The sequence below is a fragment of the Corynebacterium axilliensis genome (assembly GCF_046097495.1).
Taxonomy (GTDB): Bacteria; Actinomycetota; Actinomycetes; order Mycobacteriales; family Mycobacteriaceae; genus Corynebacterium.
Map to the genome: position 1 here is coordinate 718774 of NZ_CP175768.1, position 22221 is coordinate 740994.

Annotated in this window: 20 protein-coding genes and 1 pseudogene; 3 read left to right on the forward strand and 18 right to left on the reverse strand. The window is 65.1% G+C overall.

Going from position 1 to position 22221, the window contains the following annotated elements; translation table 11 throughout:
• Positions 1 to 5 precede the first annotated feature (5 nt).
• From ACKFR8_RS03490 to ruvC, 9 genes are all read right to left on the reverse strand, one after another.
• Positions 6 to 2303 (reverse strand): RelA/SpoT family protein, encoded by a 2298-nt coding sequence (locus tag ACKFR8_RS03490; RefSeq protein ID WP_296133594.1) that lies wholly within the window; start codon positions 2301 to 2303, stop codon positions 6 to 8.
• Between the two features lie 34 nt (positions 2304 to 2337).
• The gene (locus ACKFR8_RS03495; RefSeq protein WP_296133595.1) at positions 2338 to 2892 is read right to left on the reverse strand and encodes an adenine phosphoribosyltransferase; all 555 of its coding nucleotides are present in this window, start codon (positions 2890 to 2892) and stop codon (positions 2338 to 2340) included.
• The gene (locus ACKFR8_RS03500) at positions 2889 to 4505 is read right to left on the reverse strand and encodes an ABC transporter substrate-binding protein (RefSeq protein ID WP_296133597.1); all 1617 of its coding nucleotides are present in this window, start codon (positions 4503 to 4505) and stop codon (positions 2889 to 2891) included. The genes ACKFR8_RS03495 and ACKFR8_RS03500 overlap by 4 nt, the downstream gene beginning before the upstream one ends.
• A 4-nt stretch (positions 4506 to 4509) precedes the next feature.
• On the reverse strand, positions 4510 to 5667 hold the full coding sequence (secF, locus tag ACKFR8_RS03505; RefSeq protein ID WP_296133598.1) for a protein translocase subunit SecF: 1158 nt from the start codon (positions 5665 to 5667) through the stop codon (positions 4510 to 4512).
• Positions 5668 to 5670: 3 nt separating this feature from the next.
• Complete coding sequence (secD, locus tag ACKFR8_RS03510) at positions 5671 to 7662, reverse strand: protein translocase subunit SecD (RefSeq protein WP_296133599.1); 1992 nt, start codon at positions 7660 to 7662, stop codon at positions 5671 to 5673.
• A 195-nt stretch (positions 7663 to 7857) separates the two neighbouring features.
• Entirely contained in the window at positions 7858 to 8205 is a 348-nt protein-coding gene (yajC, locus tag ACKFR8_RS03515) for a preprotein translocase subunit YajC (RefSeq protein ID WP_296133601.1), read from the reverse strand.
• 60 nt (positions 8206 to 8265) lie between these two features.
• Positions 8266 to 9351 (reverse strand): Holliday junction branch migration DNA helicase RuvB, encoded by a 1086-nt coding sequence (gene ruvB, locus ACKFR8_RS03520; RefSeq protein WP_296133604.1) that lies wholly within the window; start codon positions 9349 to 9351, stop codon positions 8266 to 8268.
• 13 nt (positions 9352 to 9364) lie between these two features.
• Complete coding sequence (ruvA, locus tag ACKFR8_RS03525) at positions 9365 to 9970, reverse strand: Holliday junction branch migration protein RuvA (protein ID WP_296133607.1); 606 nt, start codon at positions 9968 to 9970, stop codon at positions 9365 to 9367.
• Between the two features lie 12 nt (positions 9971 to 9982).
• Positions 9983 to 10603 (reverse strand): crossover junction endodeoxyribonuclease RuvC, encoded by a 621-nt coding sequence (gene ruvC, locus ACKFR8_RS03530; protein ID WP_296133609.1) that lies wholly within the window; start codon positions 10601 to 10603, stop codon positions 9983 to 9985.
• A gap of 104 nt (positions 10604 to 10707) precedes the next feature.
• Here ruvC and ACKFR8_RS03535 point away from each other — a divergent pair, with 104 nt between their 5' ends.
• Positions 10708 to 11397, forward strand: coding sequence for a nitroreductase (locus ACKFR8_RS03535; RefSeq protein ID WP_296133611.1), 690 nt, complete (start codon positions 10708 to 10710; stop codon positions 11395 to 11397).
• A gap of 12 nt (positions 11398 to 11409) precedes the next feature.
• On the opposite strand, the gene ACKFR8_RS03540 is transcribed toward ACKFR8_RS03535, so the two are convergent.
• Both ACKFR8_RS03540 and ACKFR8_RS03545 read right to left on the reverse strand, forming a co-directional pair.
• Entirely contained in the window at positions 11410 to 12165 is a 756-nt protein-coding gene (locus ACKFR8_RS03540; RefSeq protein ID WP_296133613.1) for a YebC/PmpR family DNA-binding transcriptional regulator, read from the reverse strand.
• Positions 12166 to 12289: 124 nt separating this feature from the next.
• Positions 12290 to 13156: an acyl-CoA thioesterase gene (locus ACKFR8_RS03545; protein ID WP_306507391.1), complete on the reverse strand. Its 867-nt coding sequence runs from the start codon at positions 13154 to 13156 to the stop codon at positions 12290 to 12292.
• 111 nt (positions 13157 to 13267) lie between these two features.
• Here ACKFR8_RS03545 and ACKFR8_RS03550 point away from each other — a divergent pair, with 111 nt between their 5' ends.
• A complete protein-coding gene (locus tag ACKFR8_RS03550; protein ID WP_408930582.1) occupies positions 13268 to 13750 on the forward strand; it encodes a DUF3817 domain-containing protein in 483 nt (160 codons plus the stop codon).
• On the forward strand, positions 13734 to 15011 hold the full coding sequence (locus ACKFR8_RS03555; protein ID WP_306507393.1) for a DUF2029 domain-containing protein: 1278 nt from the start codon (positions 13734 to 13736) through the stop codon (positions 15009 to 15011). The genes ACKFR8_RS03550 and ACKFR8_RS03555 overlap by 17 nt, the downstream gene beginning before the upstream one ends.
• On the opposite strand, the gene ACKFR8_RS03560 is transcribed toward ACKFR8_RS03555, so the two are convergent.
• From ACKFR8_RS03560 to ACKFR8_RS03590, 7 genes and pseudogenes are all read right to left on the reverse strand, one after another.
• Entirely contained in the window at positions 14996 to 15454 is a 459-nt protein-coding gene (locus ACKFR8_RS03560) for a hypothetical protein (RefSeq protein ID WP_306507394.1), read from the reverse strand. The two genes, ACKFR8_RS03555 and ACKFR8_RS03560, sit on opposite strands and share 16 nt — an antisense overlap.
• Positions 15455 to 16564: a glycosyltransferase family 4 protein gene (locus ACKFR8_RS03565; RefSeq protein ID WP_306507395.1), complete on the reverse strand. Its 1110-nt coding sequence runs from the start codon at positions 16562 to 16564 to the stop codon at positions 15455 to 15457.
• An 11-nt stretch (positions 16565 to 16575) separates the two neighbouring features.
• Positions 16576 to 17487, reverse strand: coding sequence for a phosphatidylinositol mannoside acyltransferase (locus ACKFR8_RS03570; protein ID WP_408930978.1), 912 nt, complete (start codon positions 17485 to 17487; stop codon positions 16576 to 16578).
• 50 nt (positions 17488 to 17537) lie between these two features.
• The gene (gene pgsA, locus ACKFR8_RS03575; protein WP_296133622.1) at positions 17538 to 18164 is read right to left on the reverse strand and encodes a phosphatidylinositol phosphate synthase; all 627 of its coding nucleotides are present in this window, start codon (positions 18162 to 18164) and stop codon (positions 17538 to 17540) included.
• Positions 18157 to 18747: an HIT family protein gene (locus tag ACKFR8_RS03580; protein ID WP_296133623.1), complete on the reverse strand. Its 591-nt coding sequence runs from the start codon at positions 18745 to 18747 to the stop codon at positions 18157 to 18159. The genes pgsA and ACKFR8_RS03580 overlap by 8 nt, the downstream gene beginning before the upstream one ends.
• Positions 18748 to 18789: 42 nt before the next feature.
• Positions 18790 to 20866 (reverse strand): annotated as a pseudogene (thrS, locus tag ACKFR8_RS03585) (threonine--tRNA ligase).
• A gap of 94 nt (positions 20867 to 20960) precedes the next feature.
• The gene (locus tag ACKFR8_RS03590) at positions 20961 to 22211 is read right to left on the reverse strand and encodes a Dyp-type peroxidase (RefSeq protein WP_306507398.1); all 1251 of its coding nucleotides are present in this window, start codon (positions 22209 to 22211) and stop codon (positions 20961 to 20963) included.
• Positions 22212 to 22221: the final 10 nt, after the last annotated feature.

Consider the following 22221-nt stretch of genomic DNA (forward strand, 5'->3'; position numbering starts at 1 on the left):
GAGGCTCAGGCAGTGACGCGGTAGACGTCGAAGACACCCTCGGTGTTGCGCAGCGTGGTCATGAGCTGGCCTAGCTGCTTGGTGTCGGACACCGAGAAGGTAAAGCGTACGGTGGCGATGTGGTCGTCGCCGCGGTTCGACGTCATCGACAGCACGTTGAGACTTTGATCGCTGAAGATCCGCGTGAGCTCGAAGAGCAGTCCCTGGCGGTCCAGCGCCTCCAGCTGCAGGGTGGCGGAGAACGCGCCAGAGGAGGACGGACCGCCGGCCCATTCCACCTTCATCATGCGCTCCGGCTCCGACTTGAGCTTCTCCGCGTTGGTGCAGTCCGCGCGGTGGACGGACACGCCGCCACCGCGGGTGACGAAGCCAAAAATGGCGTCGCCCGGCACGGGTTGACAGCACTTCGCCAGCTTGGCCATGACGTCGGGGCTGCCCTCCACGAGGATGCCGGTACCCGAAGCAGAATCCTTGGTGTGCTGGGTGCGGGAGTGCTCGAGCTCGCTAAACGGCGTGCGGGAGGCCAGCGCATCGACGGCGTCGTCCTGGTTGCCAAACAGCGCCATGAGCTGGTTAGCCACGTGGTGAGCGGAGACGTGGCCGGCACCAATCGCGGTGTAGAGGGCATCCACGTCCGGGTAGTGCAGCTGCTCCGCCACTTGCTTCATCGACGACGCCGTGAAGAGACGGTGCATGGGCAGGCCGCCGCGCTGCACCTCGGCGGCCAGGGCGTCGCGGCCGGCCTCGGAGTGCTCCTCGCGGCGCTCCTTGGCAAACCATTGGCGCACCTTGGTCTTCGCACGTGGGGAGACCAAGAAATCCTGCCAGTCCCGCGACGGACCGGCGTTCGGGTCCTTCGAGGTGAAGATCTCCACCTTGTCGCCGGATTTCAGCTCGGACTCGAGCGCGACCAGCTTGCCGTTGACCTTTGCACCGATACAGCGGTGCCCCACTTCGGTGTGGACGGCGTAGGCGAAGTCCACCGGGGTTGAGCCCGCGGGCAAGTTCACCACGTCGCCCTTCGGAGTGAAGGCGAAGATCTGCTTGGTCGTGAGATCATAGCGCAGCGAGTCTAAGAATTCGTTCGGGTCCGCGGCCTCCTTCTGCCAGTCCAGCAACTGGCGCATCCACGCCATCTGGTCCACTTCTTCCTGGTGACCGGAGTTTTTGCCCTTGGTCTCCTTGTAGCGCCAGTGTGCGGCCACGCCGAACTCGGCGTTGTAGTGCATCTCGTGCGTGCGCACCTGCACCTCCAGCGTCGAGCCGCCCTCCGCAATCACCGTCGTGTGCAGGGACTGGTACACGCCGAAGCGCGGGGAGGAAATGTAGTCCTTGAAGCGCCCCGGCAGTGCCTGGTACAAGGAGTGCACCACGCCGATGGCGGCGTAGCAAGAGTTGACGTCCTCCACCAGGATGCGGATGCCCACGAGGTCGAAGATCTCCGCAAAGTCGCGACCGCGGACGATCATCTTCTGGTAGATAGACCAGTAGTGCTTCGGCCGGCCCATGACCTCGGCCTCGATGCCGTTGTCCTTCAATGCCTTGCCCACCTGGGCCTTGATGTCCTTGAGCGCTCGGTCGCGCGAAGGCGCACGGTCTGCCACCATGCGCACGATTTCGTCGTACTTCTTCGGGTACAGGATGGCAAAGGACAGGTCCTCCAGCTCCCACTTCACGTTGGCCATGCCCAGGCGGTGCGCCAGCGGGGCAATCACGTCGAGGGTCTGGCGGGCCTTCTTGGCCTGCTTCTCCGGCGGCAAGAAGCGCATGGTGCGCATGTTGTGCAGGCGGTCGGCCACCTTGATCACCAACACGCGCGGGTCCGTAGCCATGGCCACGATCATCTTGCGGATGGTCTCCGCCTCCGCGGCCGCGCCCAGAGCTACCTTGTCCAGCTTCGTCACGCCGTCGACAAGCCGGGCCACCTCAGGCCCGAAGTCACGGGTGAGGTCCTCCAGAGAGTAGTCGGTGTCCTCCACCGTGTCGTGCAGTAAGGCGGCCGCCACCGTCGTGGTGTCCATGCCAATCTCCGCGGCAATCGTCGCCACCGCCAGCGGGTGCGTGATGTAGGGCTCCCCCGACTTGCGGAATACGCCCTCGTGCAGGCGCTCCGCAGTGGCGTAGGCATTGTTGAGAAGTTCCGCATCCGCCTTCGGATGAAATTCCCGGTGAATGGACATCAGCGGGTCCAGCGCCGGGTTAATCTTTACGCGGCCGCCGGTCAGGGACCGGGCCAAACGCGCCGACATGCTGCGCACGCCGCTGGGACGTCTCGCAGCTTTATCCTGCTTCTCAGTAGTCATGTCTGCCTCCGCGGAATTGCTTAGGCATACAAGCTTAGCCCCTAGCCCCCATCTGATTAAGCACAACGAGCGGAGAACCTTCGAGGCGCTCACGGCCCTTAAGGCCGTTCACTTCCAGAACCACCACGTTGCCCGCGACCTCCGCGCCGGCTGCCTCGAGGAGCATCTTCGCGCCGTAGAGGGTTCCGCCGGTGGCCAGGACATCGTCGACAAGCACGATGCGCTTGCCCTTAATGTCGATGCCACTATTGGGGATCTCCAGCGCCGCACTGCCGTACTCCAGCTCGTACTCCTGGGTCAGCACCGGCGGCGGCAGCTTACCCTTCTTGCGGATGGCCAGGATGCCCATGCCCAGCTTGTAGGCCACGGCGGAGCCCAGCAGGAAACCGCGCGCGTCGAGGCCGCCGACCATGTCCGCGCCCAGCTCCTTGCAGGCCTCAGCCAGGCCGTCGACGACAGCGGTAAAGGACTCCGCGTCCGCCAGAACCGGGGTCAGGTCCTCGAAGAGGATGCCCTCCTCCGGGAAGTCCTGGACCAGGCGCACCTTGTCCTTCAACGCTTGTGCTGCTGCGGCGTAAATCTCGCTCACGACTCTTCCTTTGCTTCTGCGTTAGTAGTGTTGCTTGTGCTGCGGGTGGCGCTCCAGCGCTCCAAGTTCCAGCCAATTCCCGCAGGCCCAGTGTAGGGCACCACGCCGGAAACAGCGCGGTCAACCACGAAATTGCGCGGCTGTGCGGCAACGGGGATGGAGGGTAGCTCCTCCCACAACTTCTTCTCTTCCTCCCGGAGCGCCTTGGCATTCTTCACGCTGGCCGCGGGCGCGGAGTACTCGTTGAGGGGATCCACCGGGCCTAAGTAGATGTCGATGCCCGGAAGGCCCGTCGCCGGATCAGCGGCGAGCTGGCCGCGGGAAACATCCTCCCCGGAGCGGTCCTCCACGGTGATGCCGGCGGGCGTGCAGGCGGTGCGCAGCTGTTCCACCATCTTCTTAAGGCGGGGGTTCGGCCCGAGGTAGCCCACGCCCACCGTGGTTCCGCCGAGGTCTTCCGCCGCCCCGGCAGGCGCGGCATCGGCCGCCGCGACTTGGGCCGCCACTGGGTCGTCATGGCGCACCGTGCGCACCGATACTGCCGGCACCTCAACGCCGGAAGCCTCAGAGGAGGCCTTCGCCAGCGCCGCCGTGTCCACGCAGGCCGCGAAAGCCTGTCGCGCCCACGGCTGGGCAAAGACGCCGGCGTCAGAGAAAGTCAGCGTATCCGTCAGGGCGCCCACGGCAGACGTGATCTCGAAGGGGTTGCCTTCCGCGTTGCGGTCTACCCACTCCGGGGACTTCACCGGTGCTTCGGCCACGCGCAGCTCTCCAGCGGCGACCAACGCGTCTGCATCGGCCGTATCGGGCCACATCACGATCTGTTCCAGCTCCGGCTTGTCGCCGTAGTACTCCGGATTGGCCTTGAGTACCACTGCCCCGCTGTCCTCCACCCGGTCGATGGAGTACGGGCCGAAGGATACCTGCAGCTCGGGGTCGAAGTGGCCCGGCTCAGTGGAAAAGCCCTCGCGCCAAGTCTTGGCGACGTCGCCCAGCTGCGTCGGGTCCTGGGTGTGCAGGGCGGCGTTGAGCTCCTCCACGCTCAGGCCCGCGCGCTGAGCAACAGCATGGGCGGGCAGCACCGTGCCCGGGCCGAAGAGGTGGCGCCACCGCGCCCCTGCGTCAGGGTTGAACCATACGCTAAAGCGCTTGGCCTGCGGGGCGCACTCGAGCTGGGCGATGTCCCCAGCCAGCGGCATGTGCGAGCCAAACGTTGTGGGCAGGATGCCCGCCGTGTAGGACAGCAGGTAGTCATCGCAGGTGACGGGGGTGCCGTCGGAGAACCGCGCCTGCTCTGTCAAGGTGACGTCCACGTGGGCGCCTGGGTGCGCGTCGTCGGGCTCGAAGTATTCCACCTGCGCCAGATCCGAGTTGGGAATCATCTGGCCCGCCGGTCCCGGCAGGTACAGCGCTGGGTAGACGCGGCTGGCTAGCTGGGCGGCGCCTACGGCCTCTCCCCAGGCGGACGCGGCGTTGCTGGTGGCCAGGCGCGCGTCGCTGAGAAAGGCAAAGTCTGGTTGCTCGTCCTCTTTAGCCGGCCCCTCCTCGGCGGAGGTGCAGGCGGTAGCGACCAGCCCGAGACCGACTACCGCCGCGGCTACTGTCCGGCGCATCGGCTTAGCGCCCGGGGCGCCAGGATGCGCCGCTGTGCTGGTTGCTCGTGCTTGCCGACGCCGGGGAGGCCACCGTCCGCGAACCAGTCTCGGCCGCAGCCTCGGCGTCCTCTGCGGAGTTCTCGTCCGCGGCATCCACCGCACCGAGCGACTTCTCGCGGTACGCAGCAACTGCCGCGTTGTGCTTCTTCACGGACTTGCGACGGTTCGCGATGCTCACCAGCAGCGGGGTGGCCAAGAACAGCGAGGAGAAGATACCTTCAATCACGCCAATGAACTGGATGAGGGCCAAGTCGCGCAGAGTGCCGATGCCCATGAGCCACACGGCGATGACGAACAGGGCGATGATCGGCAGGGCCGAGATGACGGACGTCGAAATCGAGCGCATCACGGTCTGGTTCACCGCCAAGTTGGCGAGCTCGGCGTAGTTCTTCTTGCGCTGGCCTTCGAGCCCGCGGGTGTTTTCATCGACCTTGTCGAAGACAATCACGGAGTCATAGAGCGAGAAGGTCAGCACGGTGAGCAAACCGATGATGACGGCCGGGGAGACCTCGAAGCCGAAGAGGGCGTAGATGCCGGCGATCACGACGCCGTCGATAATCAGCGCCACGATGGCCGCAAAGGCCATGTCGCGCTGGAGGCGCACCGCCACGTACACGGTGGCGACGACGAGGAAGACCAGCATGGCCAGCAGCATGCGGTTGGTGATGGAGGAACCCCAGGATTCCGACACCGTGGACGAACCGATGGCGTCCGGGCTGGCCTTGCCGTTCTCGTCCTTGACCTGGAACTTCTCAAAGATGGCCTGGCGGGCAGCACCCACCTGCTCCTGGGAGAGGCGCTCGGAGGTGACCTCCAGGGTCTCGGAGGAGCCGGCGCCCACGATCTGGACCAGTTCCGGTTCGACGCCGGTGGCCTCGGTGAAGGTCTCCTCCACCTGCTCGGTAGAGAGGTCCCCTGCCGGCATGTTCAGCTTGGTGCCGCCCTCGAAGTCGAGGGACAGGTTAAAGCCGCGGATGAGGATGGCCGCGATGGCGGCGATGACGAGTACCGCGGTAATGGTGTACCACGTCTTGGACTTGCCAATGAAGTTGTAGCCGCCCTCGTCTTCGTAGAGGCGGTCGATGCGGGAAATCTTGCGCTTAGTGGTCTCGACAGCCATGGTTTACTTCTCCTCGTCCTTAGCCTTGGCAGCTTCAGCCGTGTCGCCAGCTTCTGTGTTGGTGCTGGAAACCGGACGGGCTACGCCGGTTGCTGCCTGCTCGGTGTTGTGCTCGGTGGACGTGTTCTGTGCCGCCTTCGGCGCCGTCTCAGGCGCCTTCTTCGGGGCCTTAGTGTCTGCCTTCTTGGCATAGTAGCCGCGCTCGCGGCGCTCCTCCACCAGGTTGTAGATACCGCCGAGGCCGTTCATGGACGGCTTGGCGTAGACCGGGCGGCCGCCGATGAGCTGCATGATGGGCGCCATAACCAGGAAGGACACCACCAGGTCGAAGACCGTGGTCAGGCCCATGGTGAAGGCGAAGCCCTTGACCTCGCCGATAGCGAGGAAGTAGACGATGACGGCACCGATCAGTGTCACGGCGTTACCGGTGACGATGGTGGAGCGCGAGCGCTCCCACGCGGTGCGCGTGGCCGAGCGGAACGTGCGGCCTTCCAGCAACTCGTCCTTGATGCGTTCGTAGTAGACCACGAAGGAGTCAGCCGTAGCACCGATACCGATGACAAGACCGGCCATACCGGACAGGTCCAACGAGTAGCCGATCCAGCGGCCTAGCAGCACCAGTGCGCCGTAGGTCAGCACGCCGGAGACGACGAGGACGAACAGGGATACCCACGCCAGCGCGCGGAAGTAGTAGAGGGAGTAGGCGGCAACCAAGATGAAGCCGACGATGCCCGCGATGAGTGCGGCCTTCAGCGCCGCCTTACCCAGCGACGGCGGAACGGTCTCGACGGTGCCGCCCGGCTCGCCGTTGGAGCCGGTAAACGACAGCGGGAGCGCGCCGTAGCGCAGGTTGTTCGCCAGGCTCTGTGCCTCTTCCTGGCTGAAGTCACCAGTGATCGACGTTGCGGAGCCCACCGGGGTCGCGCCCTGGATGACCGGCGCGGAGATAACCGCGGAGTCCAGGGTGATGGCGACCTGCTTCTGCAGGTACTCCTGGGTCAAGGTGGCCCAGGTCTGGGAACCGTTGGGGCCGTCGCCGGTCTTGAAGGCGAAGCCGATCTCCATCTGGCCGGTCTGCGGGTTCAGGCCGCCCTGAATCGGGGAATTAGTGTCAATCTCGTTACCCGTCAGGCGGGTGCCGTTGGGATCGTTAATACCGTCGAGCAGCGGGGCCGGCTGCAGAATGTAGGGCTGCTTGTTGGAGTAGTCGCACGCCACGAGCGGCTTGGCCGGGTCGTCGGAGCCGGCCAGCTGGTCAGACTCCGCGTCACAGGTCATCAGGCCCAGTGCGGCGGTCTGCACGGTCGGGTCTTCCGACTGGCGGTCCTTGAGCAGGACCTCGGTGATTTCGTTGCGGCGGTCGGTCTCCTCCAAAGAGTTAGCCGGCTCCGCCATCGGCTTTTCACTTACCTTCGGCGCCGGGGTCTTCTTCTTATCGGAGTCCTTCTTGGCATCCTCTCCCTGCGCCTGCGGATCATTTTCCGGGTTCAGGGCGTCGTGGATGTTGGACAGGGCCTGGTTGGCCTGGTCCGCAGAGATGATGTCGTACTTCACCCAGCGGTTAGCCATGTCCGTGACCGTCTTCTCCAACTTGGCCACGTCCGGCATCGGCTGCTCTCCCACCGGGCGGAAGAGCAGCTGCGAGGTCTGGCCCACGGCCTGCGCCTGGGAGGCATCCTCACCCGGCACGGTGATCACCAGGGTGGAGCCGTTGATGACGACCTCCGAACCCGAGACACCCATGCCGTTGACACGCTGCTCCAGGATGGTGCGCGCCTGCTGCAGCTGGTCTTGGGTTGGCTCCTCACCCTGCGGCACGAGGGTGACGCGGGTACCGCCCTGCAGGTCAATACCCAGCTTGGGCGACGCCGACTTGCTACCGGTCAAGAAGATGAGGGCATAAATAACGATGACGATGAGCGCAAACAGCGCGATCGCCCGCTTGGGCCATTGCCGTTGGCGGTTGGATACGCCGCCACGTTTCGATGCGGACACAAAGATCTCCTGTGTTGTAAGGAACAGGGCTAAAACTCACTAGCCATGACGCGCAACCCTGCTGGATCGACAACGCGCGGCAGGCCGCCGCGCGCACCATGACTAAAGCACAATCCATCACTGTACGTCATGGCTCAAGGTTTTCCTTAACAGGCTTAAGGGAAGGCGCCCGCACTGTGACGAGCGCAACGAAATTTACAGCTTGGGGAAACGCTCATCCTCGTCGTCCGCCTGCGGCTTCTCGCCCGCGGCGTCCGCCTGGCCGATAGCGCCGGCCGGCGCATCGGCAGAACGCACGATGGCCATGGTGTCGAAGGTCATGACGGTGCCATCCTTGACCCGCAGATCCACCTGCTCACCGTGGGTGTCCACCACGGTGCCGTGTAGGCCGCCGGCGGTGATGACCTCCTTGCCCGGCGCCAGGGAGGACTGCAGTTCCTTCAGCTGCGCCTGGCGCTTGCGCTGCGCGCGCATGGACATGAAGCTAGGCAGGATAACGAGGAGAGCGAGGACGAGAAGCAGAATTAGTTGCGTACCATTCATAGAAGGCCAGTGTGCCAGACTGACCATCCCCCGGGCTAGTTGCCCCGCACTTGCCCGGGGCTAGAACAGGGTGCCGCCGATGGCGCCCTCCGGCGGTTCGAGGCCCAGGTGCTGCCACGCAGCTGCCGTGGCCACGCGCCCGCGGCCGGTCCGGGAGATCATGCCCGCACGCACCAAGTAGGGTTCGCACACTTCCTCCACGGTGGAGGGCTCCTCTCCCACTGCGATAGCCAGCGTGTTGACGCCGACCGGGCCGCCGCCGTGCCCCTTGATGAGGGCCTCCAAGACCGCCCGGTCCAAACGGTCCAGCCCGCGCTCGTCCACGTCGAAGACCTCGAGCGCGCCTTGCGCCGCCGCCAGATCGATGTGACCGTCGCCATTGACCTCGGCGAAATCCCGCACGCGCCGCAGCAGGCGGTTCGCAATACGCGGCGTGCCGCGCGAGCGCGAACCAATCTCCACCGCAGCATCGTGGTCAATGTCCACGTCGAGGATGGTGGCCGCACGGGTAATGACCTGCGTGAGGTCCGCAGTGTCGTAATACTCCATCTGGGCGGTGAATCCGAAGCGGTCCCGCAGCGGGCCGGTGAGCATGCCGGCACGGGTGGTCGCGCCCACCAGAGTAAAGGGCGGAATCTCCAGCGGAATGGAGGTAGCGCCGGGGCCCTTGCCCACGATGACGTCAATGCGGAAATCCTCCATCGCCATGTAGAGCATCTCCTCCGCCGGGCGCGCGATGCGGTGGATCTCGTCGATGAAGAGTACGTCGCCTTCCATGAGGTTGGACAACATCGCCGCGAGATCGCCGGCGCGCTCCAGGGCCGGACCAGACGTCATGCGCAGGGAGGTCCCCAGCTCCTGCGAGATGATCATCGCCATCGTCGTCTTGCCCAGGCCCGGCGGGCCGGACAGCAGCACGTGGTCCGGGGTTACCCCGCGGTTCTTCGCACCGTTGAGCACCAGCGATAGCTGCTCTCGCACCTTCGGCTGCCCAATGAACTCATCCAGGGATTTCGGGCGCAGCGAGCGCTCAATGTCGTGCTCGCCCTGCTGCTCGGAGGCGTCCACGTCGAGGTTGCGGGACGGCGGGGCGGTGGCATCGAGACCTTCGGGAAGCGAGAATTCCGTGCGCTCTACGTCTGACATGGTTCGTACTCCCCTACTTCTTCGCACCCAGCTGGCTCAGCGCCGCGCGCAGCACCACAGGGGTAGCCGCGTCCGGCTGCTCCGCCGCCACCGCCTCCACGACGGGACGTGCGGCCTTGTCCGTAAAACCCAAGCCGATAAGCGCTTCCACGACGTCGTCGACCACGGGGCCGGTGGCAGCGGGGGCGGGCGCTGAATCGTCGCCAAGCTCGGCGCTAAAGGCCGCAACCTTGTCCTTGAGCTCTAGTACCAGGCGCTGCGCCATGCGCTTGCCCACGCCCGGAATCTTCTGCAGGCGCGCGGCGTCCTCCCCGCTGATCGCCTGCGCCAGCTCCCCAGCCCCCATGACGGACAACGCCGCCAGCGCCAGCTTCGGACCCAGACCGGACACCGTCTGCAGGACGTGGAACATGTCGCGGTCCTCGGGGCTGGTAAACCCGAAGAGAGTCATGGAGTCTTCCTTGACCACGAGCGTGGTCATGACAAACGCTTCCTCCCCGCGCTGCAGGCTGCCCAGAGTGTTGGGCGTGGCCAGGACCTTGTAGCCCACCCCGGCACACTCAAGTACTACGTGGTCGAGCTGAATATCGAGCACGGTTCCGCGCAGCGATGCAATCATCTTCCTACTCCTCTACTTTGTCCCAGTTCCCGTGCGGCGCGGCGTGGATACCGACGCCGTACGCGGCGAAGTACCCCGCACGCCGCTGGTGCGCGCGCCCGCCCCCACGCCGGCGCTCGGATCACTGCCGTTGACCCACGCCAACGCCGGTGCCCGCCAGCAGTGGCACACCGCCAAGGCCAGAGCATCGGCCGCATCGGCCGGCTTGGGGGCTTCGCTCAGGCCCAGAATACGGGTAATCATGGCCGTCATCTGCTTCTTATCGGCGCGCCCGTTGCCGGAGACCGCCTTCTTGACCTCGGAGGGGGTGTACATGTGCACCGGGATTCCACGCTCGGCGGCGGCGAGGACAAGTACCCCCACTGCGTGCGCCGTCTGCATCACGGTGGATACCTCGCCGCGTTCGAATACGCGCTCGAGCGCCACCACCTGCGGCTGATAGTCATCCATCCATTCGCGCACGGCGACAGACAGCCGCTGCAGGCGCTCCCCCAGCTCCTTGTCACTCGGCGTGCGCACCACGCCCACCGCGATGGGGATCACCGCTCGTCCGCGCCCTGCTTGCACAACGGAGAGGCCACAGCGCGTCAGGCCTGGGTCGATGCCCATCACCCGCAAACCTTCTAGGTTCACACTCAGCCTCCTTCGCTCCAGGTTCGACGCTGCCAACCGCAGCACTACACAGGATTAGTGTACACACATGTGTTCTAGCACCCCACATGCGTATAGTGGCGCGCATGACGCCATCAACTAACTATTCTGAATTTATCCGCTCGCGCCACTCGCCGCGCGCCTTCCTCCCGGAGCTACTGCCGGCCGAGGTCATTAAGCAGGTGCTTGTCGACGCCCAATCGGCCCCCTCCAACTCCAATACGCAGCCCTGGAACGTCCACCTCGTCGGCGGCGACACCCTCCGCCAGCTCAGCGCCGCGATGATCGAGGACTTCGACTCCCACGGCATCACTCCGGATTTCACCACGGACTACGGTCAGGGTGTGCACCCGCAGCGCTCGCAGCAGCTCGCGGCAAAAATGTACGGCCTTCTCGGCATCGCCCGCGAAGATACCGCAGCGCGCACCGAGTTCATTCGGGAGAACCTGCGCTTCTTCGGCGCGCCCCACGCCGCCTTGCTGTTCATCCCGCCACTGGGCGATCGCATCCGCGCGGCCTTTGACCAGGGCACGTACACGGAGAACTTCCTGCTCTCCTTGGAGGCCCACGGCTACCACGGCGTCCCCCAGGGCATGATTTCGCTCATGGCCCCCACCGTGCGGAAGTTCCTCGGCGTGGACGAGGAGCAGAAGCTGGTCACCGCCATCACCTTCGGTGTAGCGGATGAGACCAGCCCGGTGTTTAAGACCGCTCCTGGCCGCGCGCCGCTGTCGGAGACAGTGACTATCCACGGCCTCGACGGCCTTGAGCTCTAGTCCTCGTCGAGCCTAGTCCTCGTCGAGCTCAGCCAGGACCTCGTCGGAGAGGTCCATGTTGGTGTAGACGTTCTGGACGTCGTCGGAATCCTCCAGCGCGTCGATGAGGCGGAAGATCTTGCGGGCATCGGCTGCCTGCAGCGGGACATCCACGGAGGCGCGGAAGTCGGTATCGGTGTCGTCGACCTCGATATCGGCCTCACCGAGGGCCTCGCGCACGGCCGGGATATCGCCCGGGGCGCAGGTGATCTCGAACTTATCGCCGTTGTCGTTGACTTCCTCGGCACCGGCCTCGAGGACGGCGAGGAGGACGTCGTCCTCGCTCAGCTCGCCCTTCTCCACCATCACCAGGCCGGTGCGGGAGAACATGTAGGCCACCGAGCCGGACTCGCCCAGGTTGCCGCCGTTCTTGGACATCGCCGTGCGCACGTCGGTAGCCGCGCGGTTGCGGTTGTCCGTCAGGCACTCAATAAGCATGGCCACGCCGTTGGGGCCGTAGCCCTCGTACATGATGGTCTCCCAGTCGGCGCCGCCGGCCTCTTCACCGGAGCCGCGCTTGCGGGCACGCTCAATGTTGTCGTTCGGAACGGAGGCCTTCTTGGCCTTCTTAATCATGTCATCGAGGGTGGGATTCGCCGCCGGGTCGCCGCCGCCGGTGCGGGCCGCAACCTCGATGTTCTTAATCAGCTTGGCAAATTCCTTGCCGCGCTTGGCGTCGTTGGCAGCCTTCTTGTGCTTCGTCGTTGCCCATTTGGAGTGGCCTGACATGTCATCCCTTTCGAAGTGGCTGTGTGAAACTGGTGGCAATTATACGGCCACCACGCACTCCCCCTAACACGGGGTACCCCGAAAAACTTCCCATCCTCCGCGCCCTGACACCTCCCCCGGTGCGCTAGACGTTCTGCCAGTTCCCATTAGCGGTGGAGCCACCGACGTCCTCGCGCAAGGTTCGCGTCAGCCCCTCCTGCATCGCCACGGCGAGCAGCTCGCCGCGCTGATTATAGATTTTCCCCTGTGCTAGGCCGGTACCGGTCTGCGCGGAGGGCGAGCTCTGCGAATACAGCATCCATTCGTCCGCGCGCACGGGGCGCAGGAACCATAGGGAGTGATCGAGGCTGGCCAGCTGTACCTTGTCTCCCTGATGCGGCAGCAGCGCGGTGCGCAGCAGTGTCATATCGGACATGTAGGTCAGCGCCGCCTGGTGGAGGGCCTGGTCCGGCGCTTTAGCCACTAGGTCCCCTGTGTTGCGGAACCAGATGTTGCGAAACCCGGCGCCGGTTGCTTCGGCGGCGACGTCGTCGCGTCCTTCCTCCGGAACTAGGCGCACGTCCCAGTCCGACCATTCCTGGAGGATGATGCGCGTGGCCGCGGGTCTCTCGGTCAACGCTTCCGGCCCCGGGACCTCCGGCATGGGGTCCTGGTGGTGTGGTCCGGTATCTCCCACAGCGTGAAACCCGGCGATGAGGACGAAGAGCAGGCGCTCGCCTTGAAAGACGCGCGCGTGCCGGGTGGCGAAGGAACGCCCGTCGCGCACGCGCTCGACGCGGATGCTCACAGGTTTCGACGAATCACCGGGGCCCACGAAGTAGCAGTGCAGCGAATGCGCGAGCTTGTCCTCGACCGTGAGCTGTGCCGCACGCAGGGCCTGGGCCATAGTCTGCCCGCCGAAGGTGCGCTCGATGCGGGAGGGAACCACCGGGGCATGGAACTCGTCCGTGCCTACCTGCTCGATGTCGATCGCTTGAGCCACCGATGCCATTGCCGCTCCTCATTCCTCAATGCTCTGCATGTCTATGGCGCACGCCACACTCGTCCCGACTATCCTACTCACGCACGGGTCCAGCGCGGGGAGTTGCGTAGTATATGCCGCATGAGTTCCACTAGCCCCCACAGCGTGCACCGCGTGGCCGCCTACCTGGAGATGGTCACCTGGGCCCTGCTGATCCTGTCCATGATCTTGAAGTACTCCGGTACGACCGAGGCCCTGACCCCTACCGCGGGCGGCATCCACGGCTTCGGTTTCCTCTGCTTCCTGCTCATGACCGCGCTGGTGTGGATCAACAACCGCTGGCCGGTGGGCGTGGGCATCCTGGGGCTGGTGGTCACCGTCATTCCGTTCGCCGCCCTGCCGTTCGCCGCATGGGTGTCACAGCGCGGGCTGGTCAGCGGACCGTGGCGCTTCACCGACGACGCGGAGCCCCACGGCCTCTTCGACACCGTCCTGACACAGTCGGTGCGCCACCCAGTGCGCACGGCCATCATCGCTCTCATCGTGGTCTCTATTGTCTTTAGCGTTCTGCTCATGCTGGGCCCGCCGGTCGATGTCGAATCCACCATTGAAGAAACTCGCTAGTCTCCCCGCTGTCTGGACCGGCTGGCTCGTCGCCCGAGTGCTGCTGGTGGTCATGTTGCTGTGCAAGACCACCCCGCTGGGTGACCTCTACTACTACTTCAACGGGGTCTATGGCACTAACCCCACCGACATGACCGAGTACCCGCAGCCGGGCACGTGGCCCAGCGTCCTCGTGGCGTGGCTGACGGGCCCACATGAGCAGCGCTACTTCGTGGGCTTTACGGTCATGACCTTGCTTGCCGACGCCACCTTCCTCGCCCTCCTCCTGCGCCAGCACCGCGGGCGCACCGAGGTCTTTTTTGCTGCGTGGTTCTGGATCTTCTTCGGCACGGCGGCAGGCCATGTCTTTGCCTGGCGCCTCGACCTGTATCCGGCGCTGCTCGTTGCGGGCGCGGGCGCGCTACTCGCCACCCGCCCGCGCGTCGCCGCGGCACTGCTGGGCTGGGCCACGACGGTGAAGCTCTGGCCGGGCGTGCTCGCCGCCGGGCTGGTGGGGCGGTACTCGGCGCGCGGCACGTGGCAGCGCCTCGGCGCCTACTTCGCCGCAGTCCTTGCCCTCTGCGCGGGCGTAGCAGCGTTTTCTGGGGTGGACCGCCTGCTGTCTCCCCTCAGCTACCAGGGCGAGCGCGGACTGCAGATCGAATCGGTGGCGGCGACCGTTTTCATGGTGGGCGCCTACTACGATCCGCAGCGCTGGGACGCGCACTATGCGCCATCGAAAAGCTTTGAAATCTCCGGCCCCGGTGTAAGTATCGCGCTCACCATCAGCACCATCGCGATGGCTGCAGCTTTGGTGTGGGCCCTGGGTGTTGCGCTCTCGCGCTTCCTGCGCGGCGGCTGGAACCCGCGGTCCACGGCCGTCTTCTTCGTCGCCGCCATCCTGCTCCTCATTGCCACCAACAAGGTGTTTTCGACCCAGTACATCGTGTGGATCGGGCCCATCCTCGCAGTAGCGCTGCGCACCGAGGTCCCCCGCGGCACGCGCGCGCAGCGCCGGGTAGCCGCGCAGACGACCAGGTACCGTCGTGCCTTAGCTGTCCTCACCGTGCTGGCTGCTGCCTTAGGCACCTATATCTACCCGTGGGGCTATGACTACTTGTGGCTCAATGTGGGCGCCAACCCGATTCCGGTCTATGCCCTTGCTGTGCGCAACGTCCTTATCCTCGCCATGGTGCTCATAGCACTCCTGTGGCACCGGGCCGAATACCGCATCCAGGCTGAGCAGGCTCGGCCTGCTCCGGCTGACTACAAGTCGATCTGACTAAGCTCGAAGAACTCCGGAAGCTTCGCCGTGCCGCCCAGGCGCAATAGTTTCACAGCCGGGCGCAGGCGCAACGCGCGGGTATCGCTCACCGCTTCGTTGTAGAAGCGGTGGGCTAGGTGGATGCGCCCTTCGGCGTCGGCAAGCAAGGCCGGCCGCGACCCGAAGCACTGCGCAATCGCCGCCGACAGCTCCCGCTCGCGCTTGGTGCGCTCGTCGAAGTGCCCCTGCACCAGTTCCGTGGACTCAGCCCGGGCAGCCACGTGCTCCAGCTCGGGCTCCAAGGCGCTCACCACGGCAGCGCGGCGATCCAGGGTGGCCTCCAGCTGTGCCAGCGCCGCATCCGTGCGGATGTGCAGAGAATTCAGGCGCTGCGCGGTAAACAGCGCCCACATCCCCACCACCAACAGGATGGCGAACAGGATAACGAGCTCAACGGCCATCTACGCCACCCGCACCTTCGTGCCATCCGCCACAGTCTCATACACCTGCATGACAGCTGCGGCCACGTGGTCCCAGTCGTATTCCCGGGCGCGCTTCGTGCCCGCCTGGGTCAACGCTGCGCGCTGACCCGGGTCCTGGACTAAGTCTGTAAGCACGCGCGCCAAGTCCGTGGCGTCGCCCGTGCGGAACAGCCGGCCCGCCGGTGTTTCCGAATCGACGTTGCACACCGCGGCGAAGGCCTCCAGGTCAGAGGCCACCACCGCACAGCCGGCCGCCATGGCCTCCACCAGGACGATACCGAAGCTCTCGCCGCCCGTGTTGGGTGCAACGTAGATGTCTGCCCGGCCCAGGATGGCGGCCTTGTCGGCATCACTGACGCGCCCCACAAAGTCCACGCCGGGCACGCTGCGCGGGTGCCCGCCACCCATGACGGTCACCCGCACCTTCTCTGGGACGAGGGTGAGCGCCTCTAAGAGGATGTCCAGGCCCTTGCGCGGCTCATCCAAGCGTCCCAAGAACACAATCTCCACCGGCCTGTCCTCCGCTGCAGCGTCACTAGCGCTATGCACCGCGCGCTCGCGGGCGTAAACGGAGGTATCGACGCCGTTGGGGATGAGCACCGGGTCTCCGCCCAGCTGCTCCACCTGCCAGCGCCGCGCCATCTCGGAGACCGCAATACCACCCCGGATCTTCTCCAGGTAGGGGCGCAGGAAAGGCTTGGCAAGGGTAAGCACCAGGGAGCTTGACGCCGAGGCGTGGTAGGTGGCCACGATGGGCCCCTGCGCCAAGGCCAGGGCGGCCATGGAGAAACTCGGCGAGTTCGGCTCGTGGATATGCAGCACGTCGAAATCGCCCTCGCGGATGAAGCGCTTGATGATGCGCCCCACGTGGGGGCCAATGGCCAGGCGCGCCACGGAGCCGTTGTAGGTAATCGGGATGGCCCACCCGCCCTTGCGCACGAAACTGGGGACCTCGGTGGCGCGCGCCGCTGGGCCGAGCACTTCCACGGTGTGGCCCTGCTCGATGAAGACAGTGGCGAGGTCCACGATGTGGGCCTGCACGCCGCCGGGCTCGTCGAAGGAATAGGGGCAGATGATTCCGATGCGCATGACAGGCAGACCTACCGTTCTTCCCGCTGGGAACTCTGCGCGCGGGCTTGGCGGCGTGCCGCGACGTCGACATTCCACTGCGGCTGCAGCATGTGCCAATCTTCCGGGTGCTGGCGGATATTCTCCGCAAAACCATCGGCCATGCGCTGGCAGGTCTCCTGCAGGGTGGTGACTTCCACCTCGGGGCTCACACTCAGCCCCCAGCCGTCGCCGTCGAAGAAGGAGTGCACCACGTGCAGCGCAGCGCCGGTCTCGATAGCCAACTGGGCGGGGCCGGCGGCGACATTCGCCTCCTCCCCCATGAGGTCCACGGTCACGCCCGTGCGCGTGAGGTCGCGCTCAGCCAGCAAGCACACCACGCCGCCGCGCTGCAGGGTGTCCTTCAGGCGCGGGAACGGGGAGCTGCCACCGGTAAGCGGCAGGACGGTAAAGCCGAGGCTTTCGCGGTAGTCCACGAAGGCGTCGAAAAGCGCCTCCGGCTTCAACCGCTCCGCCACGGTGGTAAACCCGCCGTAGTGGCCCACACAGAACACGCCCGCCATGTCCCAGTTGCCGGAGTGCGGCAGTGCGAAAATCACCCCGCGCCCAGAAGCCATGGACGCATCGGAGTGCTCCTTGCCGCGCAGCCCCGCAAGCAGGCGCTGCTGCAGCTGCGGATCCGCATGGATAGCGGGAAGGCGGAAGGCCTCCAGCCAGTAGCGCAGATACGAGCGCATCGAATCCCGCACCAGCTGCCGGGTAACGTTCTCCGGACCCACCACGCGGGAGAGGTTTTTGCGCAGCTGCTCCATGTCCCGCCCGTGGTCACTGGCGTAGTCGGCGGCGCGCTCGAAGAGCCACGCGGCCGCCGGCTGTGGAAGGAAGCGCACTACCTTCCAGCAGGCAATGTAGCCGGCGGCGATGAGGCGCTCGCGGTCGAACAGGGCCACGGTGGTTCTCCTTGAACTTCAGGGGCTAAAGAACTGAAAGGTAACTAGAGGTCCTTCTTGAACCGAGCCTTGGTGTCTTGGCGCGCCGCCTGGCGCATGCGCTGATAAATAGTAAACAGCGAGCCCACAGCCAGCAGCCACAGCGCCACCTCTAAGGCATAGGGCACGCCGAGGCCCTCCAGGCCCACGCCGCCTAGCCCCACGATGAGGCGCTCGGGGCGCTCGACCAATCCGCCGACCATCTTAAATCCGGAGGCCTCACCGCGCGCCTTGACGTAGGAGATGACCTGGGAGCTAACCAGCACCACCATGCAGGCAGCGAAATTTAAGGCGCTGGCGTTATCGACGTAGACCATCCAATAGGCAATAGCGGCGAAGAGTGCGCCGTCGGTGATGCGATCACACGAAGCATCTAGAGTGGCGCCAAACTGCGAGCCGCCCGTGGTTAGGCGCGCCATCGTGCCGTCGAGCATGTCGAAGGCTGCAAACAGCCCTGACAGAATAGCTGCGGCGAACAGGTGGTTGAGCGGGATCAGGATGACCGAAATAGCGATGGTCACGATCGTTCCCACGATGGTCACCACGTTTGGGGTCAGGCCCATCTTGAGGAAGAGCTTGGCCACCGGAACCACTACCACGGCGGCGGGCTTGCGCCCATGGACACTAAGCATGCGCTTCTCCTCCGATGATTCCCTCGGCTGCGAGCTCCGCCCACCCCTGTGCGAGCAGCGAGCGGGTGTCCTTGAGGAGCTGCGGCAGCACCTTGACGCCGTCCACAATAGTCATGAAATTAGCGTCTCCGCTCCACCGCGGCACGATATGCATGTGGAGGTGCTGACCCACAGAACCTCCGGAGGCGCGTCCCAGGTTAAAGCCAGCATTCACCGCGTCTGGGCCCGAAACCTTCTTGAGGACACGGATCGCGGCCTGGGCGAACTGGAAGAGCTCACGGGACTCATCCTCGGTGAGGTTTTCCAGCTCGGATTCCTCACGATAGGGGATCACCATCATGTGCCCGGCGTTGTACGGGTACAGGTTGAGCACGCAGTAGACCAGCTCGCCGCGAGCGACGATCAGGCCTTCCTCATCCGTCATCTGCGGAATCTCCACGAACGGGTTATGCGCCTTCTTCGGCACATCGCCCGCTCCGCCCTCGCGCTTGATATAACTCATGCGGTACGGCGCCCAGAGGCGCTCCAAGCGGTCGGGGGTTCCCAGGCCGGTATCGACGTACTCTCCCACTGGTTCTCCCACTAGTAGTCGCGTTCCTTTACTCTTCGTCCTTGGCGCAAGCCCTTACGCGGATTCCGCCACGCGGGCCTCGATGGTCTCCTTGGTCGGCTGCGCATTGTTGCGCTCACGCACCCAGGCCTCGATGACGTTGATGGCGGTCTCCACCGGCACGCCGTTGACCTGCGTGCCGTCAAGGAAGCGGAAGGACACAGCATCTGCTTCCACGTCGCGCTCGCCGGCCAGCAACATGAACGGGACCTTGCCGGTGGTGTGGTTGCGGATCTTCTTCTGCATGCGGTCATCGGACGTATCGACGTCCGCGCGCAGGCCGCGGGAACGCAGCTCAGCGCACACCTTCTCCAGGTGCGGGGCGAACGTATCCGCCACCGGAATGCCCACTACCTGGTGCGGTGCCAGCCAAGCCGGGAAGGCGCCGGCGTAATGCTCCAGCAGCACGCCGAAGAAGCGCTCGATGGAGCCGAACAGGGCGCGGTGAATCATGATCGGGCGCTGCTTGGTGCCATCCGACGCCGTGTACTCCAGCTCGAAGCGCTCCGGCAGGTTGAAGTCCAACTGCACGGTGGACATCTGCCAAGTGCGGCCGATGGCATCGCGTGCCTGGACGGAAATCTTCGGGCCGTAAAAGGCAGCGCCCGCCGGATCCGGTACCAGTTCCAGACCGGACTTCTCCGCCACGGACTTGAGGATGGCGGTGGAGCGCTCCCAAATCTCGTCGGAGCCGACGTACTTGTTCGGATCCTTGGTGGACAGCTCCAGGTAGAAGTCATCCAGGCCGTAGTCCTTGAGCAAAGAGATGATGAACTCCAGCACCTTGGTCAGCTCTTCCTCGAGCTGCTCCGGGGTGCAGTAAATGTGGGAGTCATCCTGGGTAAAGCCGCGGGCGCGGGTCAGGCCGTGGATGACGCCGGACTTTTCGTAGCGGTACACGGTGCCGAACTCGAAGAGTCGCAGCGGCAGCTCGCGGTAGGAGCGACCACGGGACGCGAAGATGAGGTTGTGCATCGGGCAGTTCATCGGCTTGGCGTAGTAGTCCTGCGGCTGCTTGGTGCAGTTGCCGTCCTCATCCCACTCGCCGTCCAGCTGCATCGGCGGGAACATGCCGTCCGCGTAGAAATCCAGGTGGCCGGACTTCTTGAACAGGTCGCCCTTGGTCAGGTGCGGGGTGGAGACGAAGGAGTAGCCATCCGCGATGTGGCGGCGGCGGGAGTGCTCCTCCATCTCCATGCGCACCGTGGCGCCGTTCGGGTGGAAGACCGGGAAGCCGGAGCCAATCTCATCCGGGAAGGAAAACAGAATCCAGCTCGGCGCCGAGGCGACGGTGGTCGCGCTTTTCGGCTTCCTCCACCATGGTCTGGTACGCAGCGAGCGCGTCCTTGGACTCAAAGGCCGTGCCGTAGATACGCTGCAGTCCAGCCTTGGTCTGGTCGCCGCGCCAGTAGGCGGCAGACGAACGCGTCAGCGTGAAGGCCGGGATGTACTTGGTGGTCGGCACGTGCGGGCCGCGGCAGAGGTCAAACCACTCCACCTCGCCGGTGCGCGGGTTGATGTTGTCATAGTGCGTCAGATCGCCGGAGCCAACCTCAGCAGCCTCGTCGGAATCCGGGTCCACGTTGCCCTTGTCTTGGACCAGCTCGAGCTTAAACGGCTCGTCGGCAAGCGCCTGCTCTGCCTCCTCCGGGGAGGCGTAGACGTGGCGCTCGAAGCGCTGGCCGCCCTTGATGATCTTCTTCATGCGCTTCTCAATGGCCTTAAGGTCCTCCGGCGTGAAGGGCTCAGCGGTCTGGAAGTCGAAGTAGAAGCCGTTCTCGATGGCCGGGCCGATGCCCAGCTTGGTGCCGGGGAACTCGGCCTGCACGGCCTGGGCCATGACGTGACCGCAGGAGTGGCGGATGACGGCGCGGCCGTCCTCCTCGCAGGCGGCCACCGGAGTGAACTCGGCGTCCGTGTCCGGGGTGTGGGAAAGGTCGTAGAGGGTGCCGTCGGCGCCGCGGACGACGACGACTGCTTCGGGGCCCTTGTTCGGCAGCTCATGCTCGCGCATCGCTGCTCCCACGGCAGTACCGGCCGGGACCGTGATCGGCTCGTAGTTGACCGGGACTGCTGGAATCATTTCCGCCATGACTTGGTGCGCTCCTTTTGCGCTCACGCGCCGCTCGACATACCTGGCCGAGCAGCACTCAACGAGAAAGTTACAGCGGCATAGTCTACCCCGCTTAACTGCGCAGTAGCGATTCGCCCCAGAAGGTCTGCCCGTCAGTTCCGGCGGGCACGTAATACATGGCGGAGCCGATGTGGCTGATCCAGGTATTGAGACGATCCGATTCGTCCAGTCGGGCCTGGATGGGCTCAAACTGCTTCGTGGGGTCCTTTTGGTAGCAGATAAAGATCTGTCCGGCGTTGCTGAGCTCTCCGCGCGCGGTGGTCTCCGCAGTCGGCGGCAGGTTGAAGTTGAAGGGCCGGCGCAGGATTTTCTGCTCTGGGTGGTCTGCCGGCGGGTGCGCGCGGGCCACGTGGGAATCGGCATCAATGGCCTTGAGGCCAAACTCGTCGCGCGCATCCAGGTCAACCGGGTCGAACTCATCCTTGGCTCCCAGCGGCGCGCCCGTGTCGAGGGTCCGGCCGGTGGCGGTTTCCCGGGCGGTGCGGTCCAGCTCCTCCCACGTGTCCAGGTTCATGTGGATGCGGCGGACCACCATGGCGCTACCGCCGGCAAACTTTCCGCCGTCAATCCATACCTGCTCCGCAAAGTCGTCGTCGCTGCGCGGGTTGACGGTGCCGTCCTTTTGGCCAAAAAGGTTGCGCGCAGTAGTGCCCTTCGGCGCGGAACCGTAGGCGTGGCTAAAGCCCTGTTGCACCCACGCCACCTCGGCGTAATCTGCGCCGGCGCGCGTCATGTGCCGCAGCACGTGGGCGGCGGTCAGCGGCTCGTCGCTGCAGATCTGCAGGACCAGGTCCGTCTGTCCCCATTCTTCGTGCAGATCATCGTGCTCGAAGGCGCGCACGTCCCCAAGCCACTCAGGCTTATCGGCACCCACTGCCTGGAAGAAGCCTTCTCCCCATCCGCAGGTCACGGTGAGGTTCGCCGGGGTCACGGCGAGCTCGGGCTCAAGGCTGCCCAGTGGTGCCTCGCCGGTGCACAGGCGCCGCGCATCCTCCGTCCACAGCCGCATGAGCGCTCGCGCGCCGCGCGCGGTGGTGCCCTTCTTGAGATTAAACCCAACCAGCTCTACGTGCGCTTGGACCGGGGTCTGGATGCCGGCTTGGTGCTCGCCGTCAAAGGCCACGATGTCACTGCCCATCGTCTCCTCTGCCCCAGTAGGACCAGTGGAGCCAGTGCTGTCAGAATCCTCGGCGGCGATGGATTTTTCAGCCTTCGCGCACCCAGCCAGCGCGGCACCACCGGCCACCATCACTCCCCCGGCGAGCACTCCCCGCCGGCTCACAGGATTGGCGAACTCGCTCATTGCAACGCGT

Coding starts and splice junctions, on each gene's coding strand:
- pgsA (WP_296133622.1), bottom strand. CDS start 18,164: ATGCTTAGTGTCCATGGGCGCAAGCCCGCCGCCGTGGTAGTGGTTCCG.
- ACKFR8_RS03545 (WP_306507391.1), bottom strand. CDS start 13,156: ATGGCATCGGTGGCTCAAGCGATCGACATCGAGCAGGTAGGCACGGAC.
- ruvB (WP_296133604.1), bottom strand. CDS start 9,351: ATGTCAGACGTAGAGCGCACGGAATTCTCGCTTCCCGAAGGTCTCGAT.
- ACKFR8_RS03540 (WP_296133613.1), bottom strand. CDS start 12,165: ATGTCAGGCCACTCCAAATGGGCAACGACGAAGCACAAGAAGGCTGCC.
- secF (WP_296133598.1), bottom strand. CDS start 5,667: ATGGCTGTCGAGACCACTAAGCGCAAGATTTCCCGCATCGACCGCCTC.
- ACKFR8_RS03550 (WP_408930582.1), top strand. CDS start 13,268: ATGAGTTCCACTAGCCCCCACAGCGTGCACCGCGTGGCCGCCTACCTG.
- ACKFR8_RS03590 (WP_306507398.1), bottom strand. CDS start 22,211: ATGAGCGAGTTCGCCAATCCTGTGAGCCGGCGGGGAGTGCTCGCCGGG.
- ACKFR8_RS03490 (WP_296133594.1), bottom strand. CDS start 2,303: ATGACTACTGAGAAGCAGGATAAAGCTGCGAGACGTCCCAGCGGCGTG.
- ruvA (WP_296133607.1), bottom strand. CDS start 9,970: ATGATTGCATCGCTGCGCGGAACCGTGCTCGATATTCAGCTCGACCAC.
- ACKFR8_RS03560 (WP_306507394.1), bottom strand. CDS start 15,454: ATGGCCGTTGAGCTCGTTATCCTGTTCGCCATCCTGTTGGTGGTGGGG.
- ACKFR8_RS03535 (WP_296133611.1), top strand. CDS start 10,708: ATGACGCCATCAACTAACTATTCTGAATTTATCCGCTCGCGCCACTCG.
- ACKFR8_RS03565 (WP_306507395.1), bottom strand. CDS start 16,564: ATGCGCATCGGAATCATCTGCCCCTATTCCTTCGACGAGCCCGGCGGC.
- yajC (WP_296133601.1), bottom strand. CDS start 8,205: ATGAATGGTACGCAACTAATTCTGCTTCTCGTCCTCGCTCTCCTCGTT.
- ACKFR8_RS03500 (WP_296133597.1), bottom strand. CDS start 4,505: ATGCGCCGGACAGTAGCCGCGGCGGTAGTCGGTCTCGGGCTGGTCGCT.